We start from the raw sequence: 22201 nt of genomic DNA, 5'->3' as shown, positions 1-22201 counted from the left end.
AAAGGCTGCCCTTCTTTTGTAGAACAGGCAGCCTTTCTTATCGGATATTTTTCAAAGATTCAGTTTGTTTCTTCCTCGTCATTCTTGAACAACACATCCTTTAGTTTCTGATAAAGGAATGAAAGTATCAGCAATATCAATCCCAGAATGATAAATACAATAATCTTGCCAATGGTCGGCATAGCCCATAAATCATCAAAGACGAGTTTGAGCAGGACTAATCCGAAAGTCGCAAGGCTCACCATGCGGAGTAGTTTCTGATGCAGGCGCATGCCCAACCCCATTTGGACGAACCCGGCAATGCTTAATGAGAGTGACAGCCCGGCACTGAAATCGTCCACTCCTACTTGCCAAAGGAAAGAGCGTACCATTGTCAGCCAAAGGAGCGTGGCAAGAATATTCAGATATACGGTAAAACGGGATTTTATGCCGATTGATGTATAGTACATACGTGCTACATAATACAAATTCGCTATTACGAACACAGCTGTCAGCCATGGTAGTACAACAGGAGGGGAAGTCCATATTCTCTGGTCGCCCCATATATTTATAATATATACAAGTACGTTTGCCCCGATAGTCAAGATATAAGAAGTGAGATGTTTCGTTATCGGGAATCGTTTTCTGAAAGCATAGCAAACACTCGAAATGGATATGGCTGTAAACAAGAACATAACTCCGCTTCTCGTCGCCCCTTCAAAATACAAATTGAATTCCATCATAAATGTATAATAAAGTATGATTACGGAGACGATAAGCATAAAAGGATTCCAGAAGCTGTATTTCAACCGGCGTGCCGTAGAGAAGAAGGAATGATAATATTCCATTAATAAAGCAAATGCTCCTGTCGCTAATCCCACAAACAAAGAGGTGGCAAATGAACTATTCAGAAAAATTGTATCCAAGGAATGATGTTCAAACATCACACTATACACATCCATCAAGTAAGAAACGAAAGTGAGTCCTACCAGAACTTTAGCCGCATACTCATATACTCTAATTTTCGACTTAACATAGAGCCACAACAGCAATACCATTTCCGATGCCCAAAGCAAGGTTATATAGTTTCCGTCCAGTTGAATCGGAATAGTGATAGAGACAAATGTCAATACAAGTCCCAGTGTGGTATGAACCAGAAATTTATACTCTTTGCGGTTCTTCCAGAGCCAAAGCACTAATCCTAAATTAACGAGTGCGATAAACAGGCTCAACAAGCCGCTTGCTTTGAAAGATAATCCCATATTCCGCAAGAATAAGGCTCCTGAAAGCAAATAGATAAAATTATTCGTTATAATGACGAATACTAATCCCCGGCTCATCGTCCGCATATTCTCTCCACGAAGGATAGAGAACACCGGAAGTAGAAAGATAAAATAGAACAGAGTAGCAAACCAAAACAGATGGTTCGAAATAACCGTAGAACCGGAGGTATAGTTAAACAAAAGAAAGATTCCCATTATCAGGCAAGTGAAGACAAATGAAATCATTGGAAGTTCACTCCACTTTTTATAAATGGAAAGTCCGAACATACCCAAGTTTAATATGCTCACGTAAGTGAACAGTACCAAATAACTTCCTTCCCCGCTACTCACTATGAATGGCGCAAGGAATCCTCCTACAAGAGAAATGATAGCCAACTCACGCCGATTATATACCACAGACAGAATAGACATAAACACTGTGACACCAATCAGAATGATAAAGGCCATAGTCTGCGAGAAAATATGATAATAATGGAAAGCAATGGCAACTGTAAGATAGAACACAGCGAAAGCACCACCCGCAAGCAGCGAACTGAAGGTTCGGTATTTCTTTTGCAACCGTTCGGCAACAGCCAGCAATACAGCTCCCGTCAAGAAACCAAGCACGGTACGGAAGGTTTCATTAATCCAGTTTTTATCAATGGCATACTTTACAAAGAAACCTACACCAATTACAAATATAAGGATACCAATCTTCCCGAAAAGGTTCTCACCGATGAATTTTTCATAGTTCACCTGCTTCTTTTGTTTCGGAACAGTCGGTGCAACCGGAACAACCGGAGTAGCCGGAGTAACCGGTACAACTGGCACAGTCGAAGATTCAGCGGATTCCTTCCGAACAGCCTCTACGCAAACTTCCTCCATTCTTGTTTCAAGCGTCTTTTCAGGCGTCTTTTCCAATGTCTCACGGACAACTGCTTCAACAACCGGTTCGTGTTTTTCCTGAACAGTCTCTTCTCGTTGTCCGGTCTTTACTACCTTAACATGCTCTGCCACTTGAGGCATCACAGGAATATCTTTTATTTCTTTTTCTGATATTTCCTCTTTCGGCTTGGAGGCTTCAGCAACAGAATTTTGCTGAACCTTGAGATAATCTTCCATCCATTTCTTCATCTCATTCAACTCTTTCTCTATTTTTCCGAAGCGATTGTCCAACCTACTCAATAAAATAAATAACATAACTAAAACGAGTAGTGCATATACGGTATTAAAGTCGTCCATAATATTCCAGATTTGAGTTCTATATCACAAATATAGATAATTATTAATAGCTCCAACCAATTGTTATTAAATTATTTGGATTATCCCAATAATGCAATTTTACATCAATTGCATAAATCAGGATACAAATCCTCTAAATCAGGAAAAAAATCTCCTCATTTTATAAAAAAGAATAGAGCTTACAAATTCCAAACAATTATACGGCTTTTATTCTTCTTTTTCCTATCTTTGCCACAATATCAATAAAAATCACACAAATTATTCACTTAAACACAAGAAGCATGAAGCACCTTAAATTTCTATTTGCACTTGGCGGCATTCTTTTCTTATCTTGCCAAACAGTATCCGCACGTGGTTTAAAAATCCCTTTCGGCGACCGCGAAGTATTAACCAAAGTAGCAGATTTGCCTGATACCGAAGAGTACCAAACAGACGATGGAAACTACATTGATCTGGCAACTTTCCATCAGGAGTTCAACATCGCTTACCTTCTCCCTCTATATATAGAGAAAGAGCCTCGCCTGGTCGGCTATTGCGAAAAGGAAGACACTTACTATGAACTGACGGAAGAACAACTGGCTACCATCCTAAAAGAAAATAATTTGGATGGAGAGAAGTTGAACAAGGTCGGTTTCTATTCCCGTTATGGCGGTAAAGCTGTCGGACTTCTTATAATTGCCCTTATCATTTGGGGATGTATTCCTGGAAAAAAGAAAGAAGTGAAACCCGTGGAAGTATAAAACAAACCATTATTAATAACATTAAAAAGTACAAACTATGTCTATTTACACCTTTATTCCGGTCATTTTCATTGTTCTATATCTAGGATACTGGTTTTACATGAAAAACAAAAACTCGCAACAAGCACAAGTAGTGAACAACACCGATTTCAAAGCTGAATTTGCAAATGCAGAACAGTATAAAAAACTCTGCTTAAACTCTGATTTATCTTTCCTGAAAGAAGCTATGGGAGAAGAAAAAATTGACGCTTTCAACTATGCCAGCAATGAGTATGGTGTAGCATCCGCACTCAAAGACGGAATGAAAGATAAGCTGAAAGGAATGGCCACTTTAGGAACTGTACGTTTCAATACCGTACAAACTCCCAAATATCTGGTATTGAGCGGAGACAATCTGCACCTATTCGATACAGACACAGATGGAGAAATCGACAATCATTTTGTATTCAATCAGGCGCGTCTTGAAAATTCCCGTCTCATCGCAATTCCTATGGAGGGACAAGTACAAGCACAGGCACAAGCCAGAGGAAACAACGTGAAAGCATACAAACTTTCATTGCAAACCGACGAGAAACCTGTTGAACTCATTATCTACTCCTGTCTGATATTTACAAATATCCCGGAGATTCCGACAGATCCACAAGAAACAATACAGGATATTATCATTGGCAATGACTTCTTGAAACAATTGGGCGACAAATATCCTAATTTGAAAGTCTCATTGCCGATATTTAGCTAAAGAAGGACATATACTTAGAAAAAATAACAGTGGAAGGTTAGCTAGTTACCAAACATTATGCGTCCTGCGTCCCGGCGGATTTGCAATCCGCCGTTCTCCGAGTATCAGGATTTATAATCCGCAATACACCTATACTTTAATATATAGTTCGGATTGAAAATCCTGATGCTCAAAACAATCGGATTACAAATCCGATTGAACGGACAAAAAGATGAATAAATATTACTAACATGAAAATTAAGCACCTAAACGGTGCATATTTCCGTGCCATTAGCAGCAAAGAAATAATAAAAATGAGAAAGGAAAAAGCATTTTTTATAAATGGACGAGAAAATGAGGTTCTTCTTAACGATTGGGAAACTTCTGATGGATGTATAGCCACTGATAGAATAACAGTGGATGGCTTACCTGTTGGATATATGTATCGTGAAAAACCGGAAGAAGGCGATCCGTTTGAAAGATATGATAGCGGGTGGCGATTTACAGCTGGAGATGAGAGTGACGAATATATGCAAACCGCTCAAAATAGTGGTATCTATAAGCTAAATACTATCTGCCAATACGATCCCGACATAATACCGTTACTTCACGCTCCATATGGTACAGCCTATATCAGAAATGAGAATGGTGAGTTTCAAAAAGAACACTTTGAGCCATTAGAAGAATAGTGCTGGTAACAAGCGCATCAATCGCCTTTATGTGCCGGCCCCAGGATTTTATGGAAAGTCCAGAGATTATCAGCCTGTCAAATAAACTAAAATAAAATATCAGAGGAGATACCCCAAAATAACAGATATAAAAAAGGCGGCTGAAAGCATGAACCTCTCTTTTCAGGGTTCGCTTTCAGCCGCTTTTCCTTTCCAGCAAGCGATTACAGAGAATCGCTGAATGCTGAAATCGCTTTTTTACTTTTTATTACTGTGCAGATTCTACCAATACTACACGGTTCAGAATCGGTTGACCGAATTTGTCAACCCCACCACCGGCTGCAACTTTCAGTCTATCGGCAGAGATGCCATACTTCTTAACCAACAAGTCTTTAACAACCTGTGCACGTTCCAAACTTAACTTCTGATTGAAAGCAGGAGTACCGGTTGCAGAGTCAGCATATCCGTTGATTGTGTATGTAGCATTCGGAGATTCTTTTATCTTGCTGGCAAGATATGACAAGTTCATTTCTTCTTGCGGAGATAATTTATCAGAACCGATCTTGAAGAATACGGTACGCGGAGCAATGTTAGTATCTGTGATAACAACTTCTTCAGTATCTTCTACTTCTACCGGTTGTTGTGCATTTGCCAACTGCTGTTGCAATTGCATATTAGCTGCTGCCATTGCATTCATCTGATTACGCATCTGATTCAATTCGAGTTCAGAGATAATCTGTGGAGTAGGACGTTGGAATCCGCGGGTAGGGAAGTAATAAGTCACACCGAGGGTAGCACCTAAGATACCGTCATAATCGGGTTTACCTCCATGTTCTCCGTCAAACTTGCCTTCCAGACCTGTTGCACTCAACTCCAGATTCAAGTCAACAGCATTCGACAAACGGAAGCGGTTGATAATACCTGCATTGAAAGTAGCGGAGTTAGTGTGAGGACGAGAATAAGCATGAGCCCAACCGGCACCTATATAAGGGATAATTTCATATACGCGGTTCGGATTGTATCCACCGAAAAGTGCGTTCAGGTTAATCATCAAATCACCATGCAAGTTCATGTAGTCCCATCTTTGTTTGTAAGAACCGTCTTCTCTCGGGCCACCCACTACATAATTAGCAGTTTCGCTGGTAGTGAATCCTTTTGCCTGCAATCCGCTGTATTGCAAACGCAGCCCGAATCCCGGAGTTACCCATTTGCCGACAGACACGTTAAATGTAGGAGCAACACGGTCTCTGAATTTGCCGATATGGTCATTGTTTCCATATAGCACCTGGGCGCCGCCTCCTACAGAGAAGAACCAGTTACTCCAGAAAGGATTAGTTATTACTTGATATTTATCTTGTACCTGAATCACTTCGTATTCAGTTACAGTCATTGTCTGCTGCGCAGAAGCGACAGACGCAACGCCGGCAAATGCCAGCAACATCAGAATCTTTTTCATATACCTAATAGTTAAGTGGTTATTTAAATCTTTTTCTTTGTTGAACTATTTAAATAACACGAACTGAACTAAAAGGTTTTAGAAAAAGATGAAATTATTTGTTTTATTTGAATAATCTTTCGATGTCTTCCTCCTTGATTGTTGTCAAAACAGTTTTCCCATCAGGGGTGTAATTCGGTGAGGGACAGGCAAAAAGGTTGTCTACAAGGCTTACCATTTCTTCATTACTCAACACCTGTCCGTAGACAATAGCCGCTGCCCGCGCCAATGTTAATGCCAGAATATTTTGGATTTCTTCCTTAACGTCATTCCCTTTTTCCATCGCTGTATGTAGCATATTACGCACCAGTTCGACCGGATTCAGTCCTTCAATACCCGAAGGAATGCCATTGATGGCATAGCTACCGCCTCCCAGATTGCTCAAATCGAAGCCGACTGCCGACAAATCATCCATAATGCTTTGAAGAACAGCAGCTTCTGAAGCCGGTAATTGTAATATTTCCGGGAAGAGAACGCCTTGAGATACTCCCTGTTTCTGTTGAATCTGTACCATATAGCGATCAAAAAGCACCCGTATATGTGCCCGGTGTTGATCGATTAGCATCAGACCCGATTTAACTGAAGTCAAAATAAACCGCCCTTTAAACTGCAAATGCTGATTTCCTTTTTCCATCACCGGTTCGTTGGCATACAAAGTAGAAGAAGCGGCGGATGTCACCGTCTCTATCTTTTCTTCCACGAAGGCCGGTTCGCCTCCAATAGAAGAATCCTCCCAATCCATTTCGGGTTCCGGCTGCGGATTATTCATCTTACTGGCTTTTGTCAGCCCTCCGTACAAATCCTCCCATTCTACTTTCGAACGACTATACGATCCGCCACCACCGCCACCGGCAGAGACTTTAAACGGATTATAATCTGTATTATAATGTACCTTCGGAGGTTCGGAAGATATCTTTTCCTCAAATGCCGGAATATCAGGCATATCCTCCGTATCAAAATCAATGGAAGGGATAGCACTGAACTTACCCAACGATTCCTTAACGGATGCTGAAAGTATCTGCCAGATGGCCTGCTCATTCTCAAACTTGATCTCGGTCTTTGTCGGGTGAATATTCACATCAATATTAGCCGGATCTACATCAAAATAGATAAAATAGGAAATCTGTTCACCGGCGGGAATCAACTGCTCATAAGCCTCCATGACTGCCTTATGAAAATAAGGATGGCGCATATAACGTCCGTTGACAAAGAAATACTGATGGGCTCCTTTCTTACGGGCAGTCTCCGGTTTGGCTACGTATCCGGAGATTTTCACCATGGTAGTGTTCACGTCTATATTCAGTAATTGCTGGTTGAGCTTCTTACCGAAAATAGCAAGAATACGCTGGCGTAACTGTGATACCGGAAGATTGAACAGTTCCGAATCATTACTATAAAGCGAAAAGGCAACTTCCGGATGCACCAAAGCGATACGCTCAAATTCGGCAAGGATGTTGCTCAATTCAGTGGAATTAGCCTTTAAAAATTTACGACGGGCAGGCACATTAAAGAACAGGTTCTTTACAGAGAAGTTACTTCCTTTAGAACAGGATATAGCCTCCTGGCTCTCCACTTGAGAACCCGCAATCACCAGTTTCGTTCCCAGTTCTTCCGATTCCGGACGCGTCTTCAGTTCTACCTGCGCCACTGCTGCGATGGATGCCAATGCTTCCCCACGAAATCCCATGGTACGCAAAGCAAACAAGTCCGCAGCTTCCCGTATCTTGGAAGTAGCATGCCGCTCAAAAGAGAGACGGGCATCCGTTTCGGACATTCCTTTTCCATCATCAATCACCTGAATACAGGTTTTACCCGCATCAGTCACTAACACATGTATATTTTGCGCATCTGCATCAATCGCATTCTCCACTAGCTCCTTGATAACAGATGCCGGACGTTGTATCACTTCACCGGCAGCAATCTGGTTAGCTACCGAATCAGGTAACAAATGAATGATATCGCTCATACTTCGTAAATTAACAATTAAAAACTCCAGCTTCCTGTTGCTAAATAATGCCACAGATAGAGAAGGAAGGCAATGATTATCAGTATGATTCCGAAAGAAACCGGTTTGCGGCCACTTGCTTTTCTTCTTTTCAAATGTGTAGTACCTTCGACGAATTTACCGCGAATATCTTCCGGATTAAATTCTTTCTCCGGCAGCATCCCCAAGTCACGTTTGGCGTTCTCCTCCATCTTAGCGAGCTTTTCTTTCCGCTCGTCTACATAAATGTATTGATGATTAAAGCCCCGGGGCTTTCTCATTGAGTTAAACATTCCCATACTACTTCATATTTATTAAGTTTCGCTTTTCTGTCTTTGGTCGCCGGTCGGTAGTCGGCTTCAATGTTTCTCCCGCACGCTTGCTGCGCCAGTTGAAAATATCGTCCTTATTTAGCGGACGGACATAATCGAACCAGGCAAAAGTAGGAAGACGCAGTTTATCAGGCGGTATCTGGTCCATCGGATACATCGTTCCGTTGGATTTACCGATAAAAAGTCCTTTTTCCATTCTCTTATCCTTCATATAAAGATGCAGCATACTACCTTCCAGACAATTAAATCCGGTCATCGTACTGTCTTTCTCTTCAGGATAAAAAGCTGTCAGCACATTACCGATCACTTCAATATGGCGCATATCTCCATTAACGAAATAGGCTTTCATCTCCTTGCCGGACACTTGATTATAGTGAATAGAGTCTTTCATCTCCACTGTCAACGCCTGGTTGATAATGTGCGCCCAGTCAATCGTGCTGTCATTCATATAAATCTTGATCTGCTCACCAAGCAGTTGCTGTCCGTCATTCCAAAGAATAGGGTCAGTATACATGGTCATACAAGAATCTTTCGAATTATAGACCAGTGAGTCACATACTCCCTGAACATCTGTACGATACATACGTACTTTATGGTAAGCCTTCATCAACCGGTACAAAGAATCGGTATTCAGATTATAGGACACCATCTGCAAAGTATCCCCATGCATATAAAGACTGTCTCCCTGTGAATAATCGATAGCAACAGCACGTTTTGTTGCAAACGCGGAGTCCGTCAATTCATTATAGAAACAATAATCGCCCGTCAGCATATTCTTATTGATGGAGTCTGTCATCTTCACATTATCGAATGCTTCTCCGTAACCGATTATCCGGTCATAGAACAGACTGTCGCCTACAAGTTTCTTCCCCTGATTGGTCAGGACCGAACGGTCCAACAATTCCGCTTGTTCGGTCAATGTGTTATAGAATCCCCGTTCCGAATAGATATGATTATTATCACTGACAATATTGGAAGGTCCGAGAATCACTGCTATTTTGTTTTCGGTATTATACCTCAATGTATCGGAGGTCAACACAAACTTAGGGTTCACCAACTTCACATCATGGTTGAATACCGACTGTTTTGTTGCAGGGCTATATTCGCCCCAATCGGAGGTCAGTACATTCTCTTCATCCATCAAAGTTCCCCCTTCGAAATAATATCCGAGATCGTAGAGACGGTCGTAGTTCAAGCTGTCCGTCAGCAGGGTCGTGTTCCGGTTAATCATCTTCACATTTTCACGAAGTTGCGCAATTTGCGTCATTCCGTCATAATAAAGATAATCACCATAAATGAACAAGGTGTCTCCCTGTTCCATACGCACATTGCTGAAGGCTTCTACGGAGTTGGTTTTCTCAAAAATCAGTGCACTGTCACAGTACATATACATACTGTCATGGCGCAACTTCACGTTACCAATCAACACCTGCACATCCGGACGTGCCAGCTTATCCGCCTGTCCTTCGTCAGCATGGAGCAAGTAAACTTTGGTCTTTTTATTCTCCGGTTGCTTCTTGTTGTCCGATTGTTTCTTATTACCCGCCGGCGTTTTGGTTTTGGGAGCCGTCTTAGACGTATCCGCAGTCGATTTTGTCGAAGCCCCTGCCGTGGGTTTCTGTCCCGTCGGCCTCACTTGTGCCACAAGACATACACCAAACAGGCATAGAAAGCCTATAAGGAGCCATCTATGCCTGTCTTGTTGTTTATTTTTCTTATTCTTTTTCAGCATATAAAGTCAAAGCAAGGTTATATCAGTCATTCTTGACCCAACCCGGATACTTGAAGTCACACTTCTGCCAGTTTTCGTTGATGCGTACATAAGTGTGTTTTTGCTTGTTCAGAATCCATTTCTGCAACACCTCTTCGCGACGCTTATCCATTACGATTTCTTTCAGATCCTGATAGTCTTCCGCGATGGTTGCTTTATGACCATTGATTTTAGTTTTCAATTTCACGATAGCGCATACTTCTTTTCCATCTTTCTCATTAATCATTGTAAAAGCTTTGGAAATCTCGCCAACATTCATCTTATCCACTACCTTAGCAACGTCTTGAGGAAGATCCTGCATCTGGAACTTAGAAGTAGTGATACCAGAATGTTCATTGATGTTCACCATGATACCGTGATTGTTGCGGGTATCCTTATCTTGTGAGATAACGGCAGCGGCATCATCAAATGTGAATTTGTTAGCACGAATATCATCTGCAATAGAATCCAGACGGGCACAAGCCTCGGTCAGTTCTTTTTCCGAGACTTTCGGACGCAACAGGATATGGCGGGTATTAACACGGTCACCACGCTTCTCAATCAACTGGATAATATGGAAACCAAATTCCGATTCTACAATTTTGGAAACTTTCTTCGGGTCCTGCAAGCTGAATGCCACATTCGCATAAGCGGGGTCCATCATACCACGTCCCATAAATCCACATTCACCACCTTTAATGGCAGAAGCCTTATCTTCAGAATACAAACGGGCCAATGTAGAGAAGTCGATTTCTCCTTTTGTCACACGATCCGTATAATCACGCAGTGTCCTCTTTACATCCTCGATTTCCGAAACGGGTATTTTGGGTTGCAAAGTAATAATCTGCACTTCCACCTGTGTAGGAATGTAAGGGATACTATCCTGTGGAAGATCTTTGAAGTAACGGCGTACTTCTGCCGGAGTCACTTTGATATCTCCTGCCAGTTTCTGCTGCATCTTCTGAACCGTCAATCCGTCACGTGCATTATCACGCAAAGTTTCACGAATCTGGGTGGATGTTTTATTGAAATACTCCTCCATTTTCTCTCTGGAACCGATCTGCTGGATGTACATATTGGTCATCATATCCACACGCTGGATGATTTCCGCTTCGGAAACCTCGATACTGTCCAACTTTGCCTGATGCAGGAATAACTTCTGCACAGCAATCTCTTCAGGAATTACACAATAAGGATCGCCTTCGAATCTGCGTCCATTATACAAGGCATCCATACGGGCCTCTTCTACATCTGATTTTAAAATAGCTTCGTCACCTACTACCCAAACTACTTCATCAACCACATTATCTTGTGCATAGGTTGCCACATTAGCAAATATTGCCAGGACAAGGGTAACAACAAATCTAAAGTTCACAAACTTCTTCATTCTTTGTATTTAATAATTATATATAATCTTCTTCTTACTTACCGCCTGCTGATACAAGTCGTTCTTTACCTGTTCCATAAAGCTCACCCGTTTCTGATTTACCAGTAAGTCTTTCACTTCCGAGCGGGCAAATTCATACGGTTTCTCCTCACCAACTCCGCGATAATCGCTCACATTCAGGAAATAATAATAAGCCGTATCTTTCAATTCTACCTGACGGTGTTTGTTTACGTACTCTTCCGGTGCCTCTACTTTCAACGGAATCATGTCCAAGACATCGGTCACGGACACCCATTTATCATAGAAATATTCATATTTCACCGCATTCTGCAAACTATATTTTTCCAGGCTCTCGATAGCATCCTGTTTTTCCGACTTATACCATCTGCGCACATTGTTCAACTGGGGAGCTGTCAACGGCACTTTAATAAACAATCCCTTAATCAACGGACTTTCCAGTTTAAACAATTCCTTGTTTTTGCCGTAATACTCTGCTATCTCGTGTTCGGAAATATCATTCGTCAACTTCTGGCTAATCAACTCCTGCTGATAAGTATGCATTATCAACGCTTTTCGATAATTCTCCACCAGCTTGTCTACATCCACATTATCGGGGATATTGTTCGCAGCTTTCTCATACAATAAAATCTCTTCCGCCCAACTACGAATATAGTGCTCGGTGAAGAGAATGCTATCATCTTTTGACAATCCGACCGGAAGCACGGACATCAAATCTTCTTTATATAAAAAATTACCGTCCACCTCTACCAAAGGAGTCTTTCCTTTGTGGTCGTGCTGTTCCTTGCACGCTCCACAACCAAGAAGGGTAATCAGTAAGAGGACTAATATTCGCATCGGCAACTAAAATCTACTTATTTAAGGTACGAAGATAGTGAATAATCGGTTACATCAGTTATTATTAACTGTTTTTAAAACCTCTTGGTTTATTTCAACCTTACCGGACTCACTCAATTCCCGCATCCAGCACGTGTCAAGATAGCTTCGATAATCCTTTCGAACCCGATCAATTACTTCCCGATAATCATCTGGACCTTTCATTTTTTCGCCTACTACAATAGTAAAAGGATAAGACATCAAAGGATCAAAATCACCCTTCTTAAAAACCAGTTTATCTATATATTTATTGTCTCCGTCGGCAAAAATTCCTTGTTCAACTTGTATCTTTTCCTCCCCGGATGTATTAAAAGTTTGCCGAAGCTTGTCTGCCCACTCTTTTTCCGGCACTTTCTTCAGCATTTTTTTGGCTTGCTTTGCCGTCTTTTTATCAACGCAATGAAGCACGACTCCTCTATACCGGGGGCTCTCCCACCGATAATCCGACGAATGAAATTTAAAATAAGTAGCCAATCCCGCCCGGTCATTAGCTGCGGGCAAATCTATTTTCTGACGTGTTATCTCTTCCACCAAATAGTTTTCATCAGATTCCCGCAAGGCATAAGGAATTTCCGGATGCTTTTTATCGATATTCCGGCTTTCATAATCCAGCAATGACTTAGCTATAAATCCTTCCAACTGCCGTTTGACAGCTTGAGGATGAGAAGAGGCAAAATGCGTGAACATAGTTCCGGTGTATGCTTGTCCGTCAATCGTAAACAGGGTTTGTTCTGTACGGCCTTTCGCCAGCAGTTCTTCCATTGCCGCCTGATTGGGAGCATACTGCCATGCTTTTTTCAAGCGTTCGAGCACCGCGCCTGTACCTTTGTCCAAAATCTCCTTGCGCCGTAACCGTTCCATTAACCTGGCACTGACATTTTCGTAAGCAGCTGTTTCCTCCCGATCCATCACTTTCAAGATATGAATCCCTTCAGGAGTGAAAAAGGGCTGCGATGCCATACCTTTTGCCAGAGAGAAAGCAACATTCTCAAACTCGCTCGTTGTTTCCAGACATTCGATCCATCTACTTTGCTTATCATCCGAGTATATTTCGACCAAACGGTTAAAGTTCAAATCCGGCTGATTCTGTATCATCCGGTATATAGAATCCATCCGCGTTTTTTCTTCTTCTAAATGCCGGGAAGTGATTGTCTGTGGCAAACGTTTGAAAATCTGCATCACCTGTACCCTGCCGCTACGTGCTTTCAATCCCATCTTCTGATAGATAGCACGGGCACAACTATCCATCACTTGCCTGTCTATCAGATAAGATTCCACCAACTCGGTCCGGCATTTCTCCTGTTGTTTACGAAAAACAGAGGTCGTATCAAGTCCGGCAGCCCTGGCTGCTTCCACTTTCAACTTCGATTGAGCGAAAAGTGCCGCATACTCTTTGGACGAAAGTCTGGTATTTGAACGTTCCGCATAACGGCGGTATGCATATTCAAATTCCGAACGGAGTATCTCTCTTCCGTTAACACGCATCAATACCGGATCTTCCTGTGCAAAGACCGCGACTACAAAGAGAGAAATACATCCCAACAACAGGCTTCTTTTCATCATCAATTTTTATTTTTCAAACAACAAACGGTGAGCAGTGAACACCCTGCTGATTATACAGCCTGTTCACCGTTCACCGTTAATAGTTCACCGTATCTATCTATTATTCCGGACGGCTATAGTTAGGCGATTCACTGGTAATCGTCACGTCGTGCGGATGACTTTCCATTACACCTGCATTGGTAATGCGGGTAAACTTAGCGTCATGAAGTTTCTCAATGTTAGCAGCGCCACAGTATCCCATACCTGCACGCAAACCACCAGTCAGCTGATACACAACTTCGAAAAGCGTACCTTTATAAGGAACACGGGCAGCGATTCCTTCGGGAACAAGCTTCTTCACATCAGCCGTTCCACTCTGGAAGTAGCGGTCTTTCGAACCGTTCTCCATTGCTTCCAATGAACCCATACCACGATAGGATTTGAATTTACGACCATTGAAGATAATAGTGTCACCCGGAGATTCTTCTGTTCCGGCAACCAATGATCCGATCATTACGCAATATCCTCCGGCAGCCAATGCTTTCACCACGTCGCCCGAATAACGCAAACCACCATCGGCAATCAAAGGAATACCTGTACCCTTCAACGCTTTTGCTACATCATAGACAGCCGATAACTGTGGAACACCTACACCGGCAACCACACGAGTGGTACAGATAGAACCCGGGCCGATACCTACTTTCACAGCATCTGCACCAGCTTCCACCAAAGCTTTGGCAGCTTCTCCGGTAGCAATATTACCTACCACAATATCAATATTCGGGAAGCGTTTCTTTGCTTCTTTCAGTTTTTCAATCACAAACTTAGAGTGTCCGTGAGCTGTATCAATCACGATTGCATCTGCACCGGCATCCACCAATGCCTGCATACGTTCCAGCGTATCGGCAGTAACACCTACACCGGCAGCTACACGCAGACGACCTTTGGCGTCTTTGCAAGCCATCGGTTTATCTTTTGCTTTTGTAATATCTTTATAAGTGACAAGACCGATCAACTTTCCGTCCATTCCGACAATCGGAAGTTTCTCAATCTTATGTTTCTGAAGAATCTGTGCAGCAGATTCCAAGTCAGTAGACTGGTTAGTAGTCACCAATCTTTCTTTCGGAGTCATGACAAGATCAATATGTTTTGCCATGTCTCTTTCGAAACGCAAATCTCTGTTGGTTACAATACCCACCAAATAACCTTCATCATCTACCACAGGGATACCACCGATTTTATATTCCGCCATGATGTCCAGTGCATCCTGAACAGTAGAACCTCTTTTAATCGTTACAGGGTCATAAATCATACCATTTTCGGCACGCTTTACGATAGCAACTTGTCTTGCCTGTTCTTCGATAGACATATTTTTGTGAATCACACCGATACCACCTTCACGAGCAATGGCAATCGCCATTTTCGCTTCGGTAACCGTATCCATGGCAGCCGTCACAAAAGGTATTTTTAACTCAATGTTTTTTGAAAACTTAGTCGAGAGATCGACAGTGCGCGGTAAAACTTCAGAATAAGCGGGGATCAACAATACGTCGTCGTAAGTCAACCCATCCATTACAATCTTATCAGCAATAAATGACATAGGGCTATGCGTTTAAAAATTATTGCGTGCAAATATACGGTTTTTATTCAAAACCGCATACCTGCACGCCTATTTTTTTCGCTTTTTTAATTAGCCATTTCAGAGATGAACTTAATACGTACCAAACGAACTTCCTCTTCCGTGAAGTCATCGCCTAATTCGTCAAGCGCATCATCAATCTTATCAGTGGTAGATTCCTTGAAATAATCGTAGATATCAAGCAAATGATCTTCATCCATGATTTCTTCCAGGAAGTAATCTATATTCAGTTTGGTTCCCGAATAAACGATCGCTTCTACCTCGTCCAGCAGTTCACCAAATTCAATCCCTTTGGAAAGAGCGATATCATCTAACGCCACTTTACGGTCAATTGCCTGAATGATAGCTACCTTCATCTTTGATTTATTGGCAACCGTACGTACCCGCAAGTCTTCAGGACGTTCTATTTCATTCTCTTCACAGTGGCGTTTGATTAATTTACAGAACTCTTCACCGTAACGTTTTGCTTTTCCAGCTCCTACGCCCGGTATATTCTGCAACTCGTCCAATGTCACCGGATAAATGGTAGCCATTGCTTCCAAAGACGGGTCCTGGAAGATCACATAAGGCGGTACTTCCAGTTTCTTCGAGAGTTTCTTCCGCAAGTCCTTCAACATGGAATAAAGAGCCGGATCTACTGCACAGGAGCCACCGCCGCGTGCCGGAACTTCTTCTTCCGTCTCTTCGAAATCGTTGTCCTCGGTAATCTTGAATGACTTCGGTCTCTTCAGGAACTTGTGTCCTTCCTCCGTCACTTTCAGGAGTCCGTAATGCTCCACATCTTTGCTCAAGTAACCTGCAATCAGCGCCTGACGAATCACTGCGTTCCATGTCTTATCCTCTTCACCCATACCGGAGCCGAAGACTTCGAGGTCTTCATGCAAATGCGCCTGTACTTCGGAAGTTTCTTTACCTTGTAGTATGTCTATAATATAATCTGCCTTAAAATTTTCTTTCACCGCGATAATCGCTTCAATCACGGCACACAATAACTCTTGAGCCTCCACTTGTTTTTTAGGGTTTAAACAGTTGTCACAATTTCCACAATTTTCTTCCGTATATTCTTCACCGAAATAATGCAGCAACGTCTTGCGTCGGCATACGGAAGATTCGGCATAAGCAGCGGTTTCCAACAGAAGCTGCTTGCCAATTTCCTGCTCTGCCACAGGTTTTCCTTGCATGAACTTTTCCAGTTTCTGCAAGTCTTTGTTTGTATAAAAGGTTATGCACTGACCTTCACCGCCATCTCTACCGGCGCGCCCGGTCTCCTGGTAATACCCTTCCAGACTCTTTGGAATATCGTAGTGAATCACGAACCTCACATCCGGTTTGTCAATTCCCATACCAAAAGCGATAGTCGCTACAATAACGTCCACTTTTTCCATCAGGAAATCATCCTGATTCTTGGTCCTGGTCAACGAATCCATTCCAGCATGATAAGGACGCGCATTGATACCGTTTGCCTGCAGGATTTCAGCAAGTTCCTCCACTTTTTTCCGGCTAAGGCAATAGATAATGCCCGATTTCTCCGGATTGTTTTTGATAAACTTGATAATATCCCTGTCAATATTAGCGGTCTTCGCACGTACCTCATAATAAAGGTTCGGACGGTTGAACGAAGATTTGAAGACTTGGGCATCTACCATTCCCAGATTTTTCTGGATATCATGCTGCACCTTCGGTGTCGCCGTTGCGGTAAGCGCAATCAACGGAGCTTTACCTATTTCATTGATAATAGGACGAATCCGACGGTATTCCGGTCGAAAGTCATGGCCCCATTCAGAAATACAGTGAGCTTCATCCACTGCATAGAACGAAATCTTTACCGAACGCAAAAACTCTACGTTTTCTTCTTTCGTCAGCGACTCCGGCGCTACATATAGCAATTTTGTCTTTCCGGCAAGGATGTCCGACCTCACTTGGTCTATCGCGCCTTTATTTAATGAAGAATTGATAAAATGGGCGACGCCATCTTCTTCACTGAAATTGCGCATTGCATCCACTTGATTCTTCATCAACGCAATGAGCGGAGAAATTACGATTGCCGTACCTTCCATCAAGACCGAAGGTAGCTGATAGCATAAAGATTTCCCGCCACCGGTAGGCATCAGTACAAAGGTATCTTTACCATCGAGCAAGTTATTAATGATCGCTTCCTGGTTTCCCTTGAACTTATTAAATCCGAAATACTTTTTCAGTTCATCTGTTAAATTAATCTTCCCTGCCATCTTAACTAAGGTTGTTTTATTCAGTTCATGGTTTAACTTTAAGTATGTTCTCTTCTTCAAAAGAGCCAAACAAAGTTATAAACAACTTCGTAATTACCAAGCAAAATGCGACTAATATTTTCAAGAAAATACAGTTACGATCATTTTCTGTAGCCTTACTCTTTGATTTTAAGCGGTTTGTAGTCGTGCCATATTCGCTTTTTCCAGTTGCATCTTTGCATAATCCAGCGTCACCTTATACTCTTTTTTGTTCTCTGAAGGGATTTCAAACATGACATCCATCATAATTGTTTCCACAATAGAGCGCAATCCGCGGGCACCTAGCTTATATTCTACCGCCTTGTCGACGATATATTCGAAGACATCATCTTCAAATGTCAGCTTGATACCATCCATTTCAAACAGTTTGATGTACTGTTTGATGATTGAGTTTTTCGGTTCGGTAAGGATCGCACGAAGCGCATCCCGGTCCAGCGGATTCAAATAAGTCAATACCGGAAGACGTCCGATAATTTCGGGAATCAGTCCGAATGACTTCAAATCCTGTGGAGCGATGTACTGCATCATGTTATTCTTGTCTACCGTCGCTGTTTTCTGCGATGCCGTATAACCTACGACATGGGTGTTCAACCGTTGGGCGATCTTCTTCTCAATACCGTCGAACGCACCGCCGCAGATAAAGAGAATATTCTTGGTATTTACCGGAATCATCTTCTGGTCCGGATGCTTACGGCCTCCCTGGGGAGGTACGTTCACCACAGAGCCTTCGAGCAATTTCAGTAATCCCTGCTGTACGCCTTCACCGCTCACGTCGCGAGTGATGGAAGGATTATCTCCTTTACGGGCAATTTTGTCGATCTCGTCGATAAACACGATACCCTGTTCAGCTTCAGGTACATTATAATCTGCCACCTGAAGCAAACGGGTTAAAATACTTTCGATGTCTTCGCCCACATAACCGGCCTCCGTCAGCACTGTAGCGTCTACAATAGTAAACGGCACGTGCAGTAACTTAGCAATCGTGCGTGCAAGCAACGTTTTCCCGGTTCCGGTACTACCCACCATAATAATGTTCGACTTTTCAATCTCCACATCATCACCGCTGTCTTTTTGCAACAAACGTTTATAATGGTTATAGACCGATACGGAAAGGAAGCGTTTTGCATCATCCTGCCCGATCACATACTGGTCGAGGAATTTCTTGATTTCTACCGGTTTGGGCAGTTCTTTTAAGTTGAGCTTGGTAGCTCCTGCACTTTTCTTGCCTTCTCCCAATGCTTCCTGAGTAATCTCATAAGCCTGGGTAGCACAGCTGTCGCAGATGTAACCGTTCATTCCCGTAATCAGGAATCCGACTTCATTCTCCGACCGTCCACAGAAGCTACACCTTTTCTTTGTTTTTGAATCAGCCATTTTTATTTCTTAATCAATACCTCATCAATCATACCGTACTCTTTCGCTTCCTGAGCTGTCATCCAGTAGTCACGGTCAGAGTCCGCCCATACTTTGTCGAAATCAGTATGCGAATGATCGGCGATGATCGTATAAAGTTCTTTCTTCAGTTTCTGAATCTCACGAGCTGTGATTTCAATGTCCGATGCTTGTCCCTGCGCACCACCCATCGGCTGATGAATCATCACACGTGAGTGAGGCAATGCAGAACGTTTGCCTTCAGCACCGGCAACCAGCAATACGGCTGCCATTGAAGCTGCCATACCTGTACAGATGGTAGCAACATCGCTTGAAATAAACTGCATCGTATCATAAATGCCCAGTCCGGCATATACACTTCCGCCCGGAGAGTTGATATAGATAGAGATATCCTTACCCGGATCCACAGAATCCAGATACAACAACTGTGCCTGGAGCGTATTAGCTGTATAGTCATCAACTTGTGTACCAAGGAAAATGATGCGGTCCATCATCAAACGGGAGAAAACGTCGAGTTGAGTTACGTTCAACTGTCTTTCTTCCAGAATATAGGGATTCAAATACCCGGCCTGCGACTTAATCACATCATCCAATACCATGCCATTCATTCCTAAATGCTTGGTTGCGTATTTTCTAAAATCATCCATGTTAATTGTTCCTTTCTTATAAATTAAAAATAAACGTAAGTACAAAGAAACGAAAAAGAATACAGAGACACAAAAAAACACAGAGTTATAATTTTATAAAAACTCTGTGTTTCTGTGACTTTATATTTTATTCAACCGAATGATTACTCAAACATTTTATTGAATTCTTCGATCGAAACGTTCTTGTTTTCCAAAGTAACCTGTGCTTTCAGAGCAGCAGCAAGCTTCACTTCTACCACACGACTTACCAAATTATTGATAGTTTCTTTCTTCTTCAACATTTCCTGTGCATAGTTGTCAAGCACATCGTCAGGAATAGACAACATACCGTATTGAGCAAACTGTGCCTTTGTTGTTTCTCTAGCCATCTTCAGAACATCTTCCTGTTCTACTTTGATATCGTTTGCTTCAACCAACTGTTCCTTAATCAGGTGCCAAGTCAGTTCTTCAATGCTCTTATCATAGTTTTCAGCAACATATTCTTCTCCCTTTTCTTCGTTGTTCAGCAACATGATACGTTTCAGCAGGGCATCAGAGAATTCCAGTTTACCTACTTTTTCCATCATCACCTTGCGAATGTCGATCAGGAATTTATAATCGCTGTCAGCCACAAATCTAGCTGCGATTTCTTCTTTAATCTTAGCGCGGAATTCTTCTTCAGTCTTCACAACACCTTCGCCGAATGCCTGGTCGAATACTTCCTGTGTCAATTCACCCGGAACAAAACGAGTGATTTCTTCTACCTGGAAGCTGAAATCAGACTTCACGTCTTTTGCAATTTCCTTGTCAATCTTCAACAAAGAACCCAGTTCAGCAGCATGTCCGTCATAAGCCACATTCGGATTGAACACCAATACATCATTTACTTTTGCATTAGCAAAAATAGCTTTCTGATCGTCGTTCTTCATGTAAGCAGGCATCAATACTGCAGCTTCTACCTGGATACCACCTTCTTTTGTGTTGCCTTCTTCGTCCAACTGTGCCAGCAGACCTTTCAGCATATCATTATCTTCGTAAGCGTCTACCTTATCATACTTGCCAGTGCGTTGAGTATACATCTTCACCTGGTTGTCGATCATTTCGTCAGAAACTTCGATAGTATAATAATCTACTTTATCTTTAGCACTTACTTCTGCTTTAAATTCAGGTGCCAAAGCGATGTCGAATACGAAATCGAATTCTTCCATTGTATCGAAATCAATATTCTGTTGCTTTTCCTCGTTAGGCAACGGCTCGCCCAACATATTCACCTTATTTTCTTTAATATAATTGTAAACAGCTTCTTGCAGTGCCTTATTCACAACCTCTGCAATTACCGACTTACCATACATCTTTTTAATAAGACTTGTCGGAACCATACCTTTACGGAATCCCGGAATCTGTGCCTTCTGACGGAGTGATTTCAACTCTTTGTCTACTTTCTCCTGATAATCGGCTTTCTCAAGCTTTACAGTAAGCTCTGCGCTTACTTTGTCAATGTTTTGTAATGAAACGTTCATTCTGACAATTATTTATTTGATTTATACTTTGTTCTATACTCAAAGAGGGTGCAAAATTAGTGCTAATCTTTCAAATTTCAAAAGACATTGCAGATTTATTTCAGCAACGCCACCCATCTTTCACACATCTTTTATCGATATTTCACTGATATTCCATCTATAAACAAGATAAAATCACCATCAACACCCACCCCGCCAGGTTCCCCCGGCCTACTTTTTTTCTGATAATCCGCAAATTAACTTTCCAAAAAGATGGTTAATCCAAAAATTATTCTTTTCTTTGTTGCGGATTGATGGACCATTAGTTTCTCGATTTGATTACAAGGTTTTTACTTCCGTTACCAAAACGCATTTGTAAACTCTCTGTCGTTTTAATCTTTTTATTAGTAACCATCTATCCAGAGAGTTTTATTCATTTATTTATTTTTTATCATTTTCATTATGAACATTTATGTTGGAAACCTTAACTACCGTGTTAAGGAAGGAGATCTGCAACAAGTGATGGAAGATTACGGAGCAGTATCATCAGTTAAAGTTGTTATGGACCGTGAAACCGGTAAATCCAAAGGATTCGCTTTCATCGAAATGGAAGACGACGCTGCAGCTGCAAAAGCTATTGCTGAATTGAACGGAGCTGAATACATGGGCCGTACAATGGTAGTTAAAGAAGCTAGACCTAGAGCTTAATTGCCGACGCTAACATAGCTAAGAAAAAAAAGAAGAGGTTGTGTCAAAACGCTGACACAGCCTTTTTTTATGCGCAA

17 protein-coding genes are annotated in these 22201 nt (G+C 42.0%); 4 read left to right on the top strand and 13 right to left on the bottom strand.

Annotated features, from left to right (window positions below; all coding sequences use genetic code 11):
• Positions 1 to 59: 59 nt before the first annotated feature.
• On the bottom strand, positions 60 to 2483 hold the full coding sequence (locus DWZ47_RS28010; RefSeq protein WP_117515457.1) for a DUF2339 domain-containing protein: 2424 nt from the start codon (positions 2481 to 2483) through the stop codon (positions 60 to 62).
• Positions 2484 to 2764: 281 nt separating this feature from the next.
• On the opposite strand from DWZ47_RS28010, the gene DWZ47_RS28005 reads away from it, so the two are divergent.
• The 3 genes from DWZ47_RS28005 (at position 2765) to DWZ47_RS27995 (ending at position 4630) form a co-directional block, all read left to right on the top strand.
• Positions 2765 to 3223, top strand: coding sequence for a hypothetical protein (locus tag DWZ47_RS28005; protein WP_008641854.1), 459 nt, complete (start codon positions 2765 to 2767; stop codon positions 3221 to 3223).
• A gap of 37 nt (positions 3224 to 3260) precedes the next feature.
• Positions 3261 to 3962 (top strand): hypothetical protein, encoded by a 702-nt coding sequence (locus DWZ47_RS28000; RefSeq protein WP_004314382.1) that lies wholly within the window; start codon positions 3261 to 3263, stop codon positions 3960 to 3962.
• Positions 3963 to 4192: 230 nt separating this feature from the next.
• Positions 4193 to 4630: a DUF2185 domain-containing protein gene (locus DWZ47_RS27995; protein ID WP_050486507.1), complete on the top strand. Its 438-nt coding sequence runs from the start codon at positions 4193 to 4195 to the stop codon at positions 4628 to 4630.
• Positions 4631 to 4877: 247 nt separating this feature from the next.
• Here the strand turns inward: DWZ47_RS27995 and DWZ47_RS27990 are convergent, their stop codons facing one another.
• The 12 genes from DWZ47_RS27990 to tig all read right to left on the bottom strand — a co-directional run bounded on the left by DWZ47_RS27990 (position 4878) and on the right by tig (position 21437).
• Positions 4878 to 6065, bottom strand: a complete 1188-nt coding sequence (locus DWZ47_RS27990; RefSeq protein WP_015533041.1) for an OmpA family protein — start codon at positions 6063 to 6065, stop codon at positions 4878 to 4880.
• Positions 6066 to 6168: 103 nt separating this feature from the next.
• Positions 6169 to 8070 (bottom strand): DNA mismatch repair endonuclease MutL, encoded by a 1902-nt coding sequence (gene mutL / locus DWZ47_RS27985; RefSeq protein WP_004297175.1) that lies wholly within the window; start codon positions 8068 to 8070, stop codon positions 6169 to 6171.
• A 17-nt stretch (positions 8071 to 8087) separates the two neighbouring features.
• Positions 8088 to 8387: a hypothetical protein gene (locus tag DWZ47_RS27980; RefSeq protein WP_004297174.1), complete on the bottom strand. Its 300-nt coding sequence runs from the start codon at positions 8385 to 8387 to the stop codon at positions 8088 to 8090.
• Position 8388: 1 nt separating this feature from the next.
• Positions 8389 to 10152 carry an OstA-like protein gene (locus DWZ47_RS27975; RefSeq protein ID WP_004297173.1) on the bottom strand — a complete coding sequence of 588 codons (1764 nt, stop codon included), beginning with the start codon at positions 10150 to 10152 and terminating at the stop codon, positions 8389 to 8391.
• 22 nt (positions 10153 to 10174) lie between these two features.
• Positions 10175 to 11557 carry a peptidylprolyl isomerase gene (locus DWZ47_RS27970; RefSeq protein WP_004297172.1) on the bottom strand — a complete coding sequence of 461 codons (1383 nt, stop codon included), beginning with the start codon at positions 11555 to 11557 and terminating at the stop codon, positions 10175 to 10177.
• A gap of 9 nt (positions 11558 to 11566) precedes the next feature.
• Positions 11567 to 12412 (bottom strand): hypothetical protein, encoded by an 846-nt coding sequence (locus tag DWZ47_RS27965; RefSeq protein ID WP_004297171.1) that lies wholly within the window; start codon positions 12410 to 12412, stop codon positions 11567 to 11569.
• Positions 12413 to 12466: 54 nt separating this feature from the next.
• The gene (locus DWZ47_RS27960) at positions 12467 to 14011 is read right to left on the bottom strand and encodes a peptidylprolyl isomerase (protein ID WP_117515465.1); all 1545 of its coding nucleotides are present in this window, start codon (positions 14009 to 14011) and stop codon (positions 12467 to 12469) included.
• 103 nt (positions 14012 to 14114) lie between these two features.
• A complete protein-coding gene (gene guaB, locus DWZ47_RS27955) occupies positions 14115 to 15593 on the bottom strand; it encodes an IMP dehydrogenase (RefSeq protein ID WP_004297169.1) in 1479 nt (492 codons plus the stop codon).
• 86 nt (positions 15594 to 15679) lie between these two features.
• A complete protein-coding gene (gene recQ, locus DWZ47_RS27950; RefSeq protein ID WP_004305598.1) occupies positions 15680 to 17860 on the bottom strand; it encodes a DNA helicase RecQ in 2181 nt (726 codons plus the stop codon).
• A gap of 168 nt (positions 17861 to 18028) precedes the next feature.
• A complete protein-coding gene (gene clpX / locus DWZ47_RS27945; protein ID WP_004297166.1) occupies positions 18029 to 19273 on the bottom strand; it encodes an ATP-dependent Clp protease ATP-binding subunit ClpX in 1245 nt (414 codons plus the stop codon).
• A 2-nt stretch (positions 19274 to 19275) separates the two neighbouring features.
• Positions 19276 to 19938 carry an ATP-dependent Clp endopeptidase proteolytic subunit ClpP gene (gene clpP, locus DWZ47_RS27940; RefSeq protein ID WP_004297164.1) on the bottom strand — a complete coding sequence of 221 codons (663 nt, stop codon included), beginning with the start codon at positions 19936 to 19938 and terminating at the stop codon, positions 19276 to 19278.
• 143 nt (positions 19939 to 20081) lie between these two features.
• The gene (tig, locus tag DWZ47_RS27935; RefSeq protein ID WP_004297162.1) at positions 20082 to 21437 is read right to left on the bottom strand and encodes a trigger factor; all 1356 of its coding nucleotides are present in this window, start codon (positions 21435 to 21437) and stop codon (positions 20082 to 20084) included.
• 441 nt (positions 21438 to 21878) lie between these two features.
• On the opposite strand from tig, the gene DWZ47_RS27930 reads away from it, so the two are divergent.
• Positions 21879 to 22124 (top strand): RNA recognition motif domain-containing protein, encoded by a 246-nt coding sequence (locus DWZ47_RS27930; RefSeq protein WP_004297160.1) that lies wholly within the window; start codon positions 21879 to 21881, stop codon positions 22122 to 22124.
• The last annotated feature ends 77 nt before the right edge of the window (positions 22125 to 22201 follow it).

Source organism: Bacteroides sp. AF32-8BH (assembly GCF_003435205.1).
In the GTDB taxonomy this organism is placed as follows: domain Bacteria; phylum Bacteroidota; class Bacteroidia; order Bacteroidales; family Bacteroidaceae; genus Bacteroides; species Bacteroides ovatus.
The sequence above is the reverse complement of the archived record's forward strand: the minus strand, read 5'-3'. Positions and strand labels throughout refer to the sequence as shown.

Bases quoted from the DNA above. Each gene is read 5' to 3' on its own strand.
- clpX (WP_004297166.1), bottom strand. From the start codon at position 19,273: ATGGCTGATTCAAAAACAAAGAAAAGGTGTAGCTTCTGTGGACGGTCG.
- mutL (WP_004297175.1), bottom strand. From the start codon at position 8,070: ATGAGCGATATCATTCATTTGTTACCTGATTCGGTAGCTAACCAGATT.
- DWZ47_RS27980 (WP_004297174.1), bottom strand. From the start codon at position 8,387: ATGGGAATGTTTAACTCAATGAGAAAGCCCCGGGGCTTTAATCATCAA.
- DWZ47_RS27975 (WP_004297173.1), bottom strand. From the start codon at position 10,152: ATGCTGAAAAAGAATAAGAAAAATAAACAACAAGACAGGCATAGATGG.
- recQ (WP_004305598.1), bottom strand. From the start codon at position 17,860: ATGGCAGGGAAGATTAATTTAACAGATGAACTGAAAAAGTATTTCGGA.
- DWZ47_RS27965 (WP_004297171.1), bottom strand. From the start codon at position 12,412: ATGCGAATATTAGTCCTCTTACTGATTACCCTTCTTGGTTGTGGAGCG.
- DWZ47_RS27995 (WP_050486507.1), top strand. From the start codon at position 4,193: ATGAAAATTAAGCACCTAAACGGTGCATATTTCCGTGCCATTAGCAGC.
- DWZ47_RS27970 (WP_004297172.1), bottom strand. From the start codon at position 11,557: ATGAAGAAGTTTGTGAACTTTAGATTTGTTGTTACCCTTGTCCTGGCA.
- guaB (WP_004297169.1), bottom strand. From the start codon at position 15,593: ATGTCATTTATTGCTGATAAGATTGTAATGGATGGGTTGACTTACGAC.
- DWZ47_RS27960 (WP_117515465.1), bottom strand. From the start codon at position 14,011: ATGAAAAGAAGCCTGTTGTTGGGATGTATTTCTCTCTTTGTAGTCGCG.
- DWZ47_RS27990 (WP_015533041.1), bottom strand. From the start codon at position 6,065: ATGAAAAAGATTCTGATGTTGCTGGCATTTGCCGGCGTTGCGTCTGTC.
- DWZ47_RS28000 (WP_004314382.1), top strand. From the start codon at position 3,261: ATGTCTATTTACACCTTTATTCCGGTCATTTTCATTGTTCTATATCTA.
- clpP (WP_004297164.1), bottom strand. From the start codon at position 19,938: ATGGATGATTTTAGAAAATACGCAACCAAGCATTTAGGAATGAATGGC.
- tig (WP_004297162.1), bottom strand. From the start codon at position 21,437: ATGAACGTTTCATTACAAAACATTGACAAAGTAAGCGCAGAGCTTACT.
- DWZ47_RS27930 (WP_004297160.1), top strand. From the start codon at position 21,879: ATGAACATTTATGTTGGAAACCTTAACTACCGTGTTAAGGAAGGAGAT.
- DWZ47_RS28005 (WP_008641854.1), top strand. From the start codon at position 2,765: ATGAAGCACCTTAAATTTCTATTTGCACTTGGCGGCATTCTTTTCTTA.
- DWZ47_RS28010 (WP_117515457.1), bottom strand. From the start codon at position 2,483: ATGGACGACTTTAATACCGTATATGCACTACTCGTTTTAGTTATGTTA.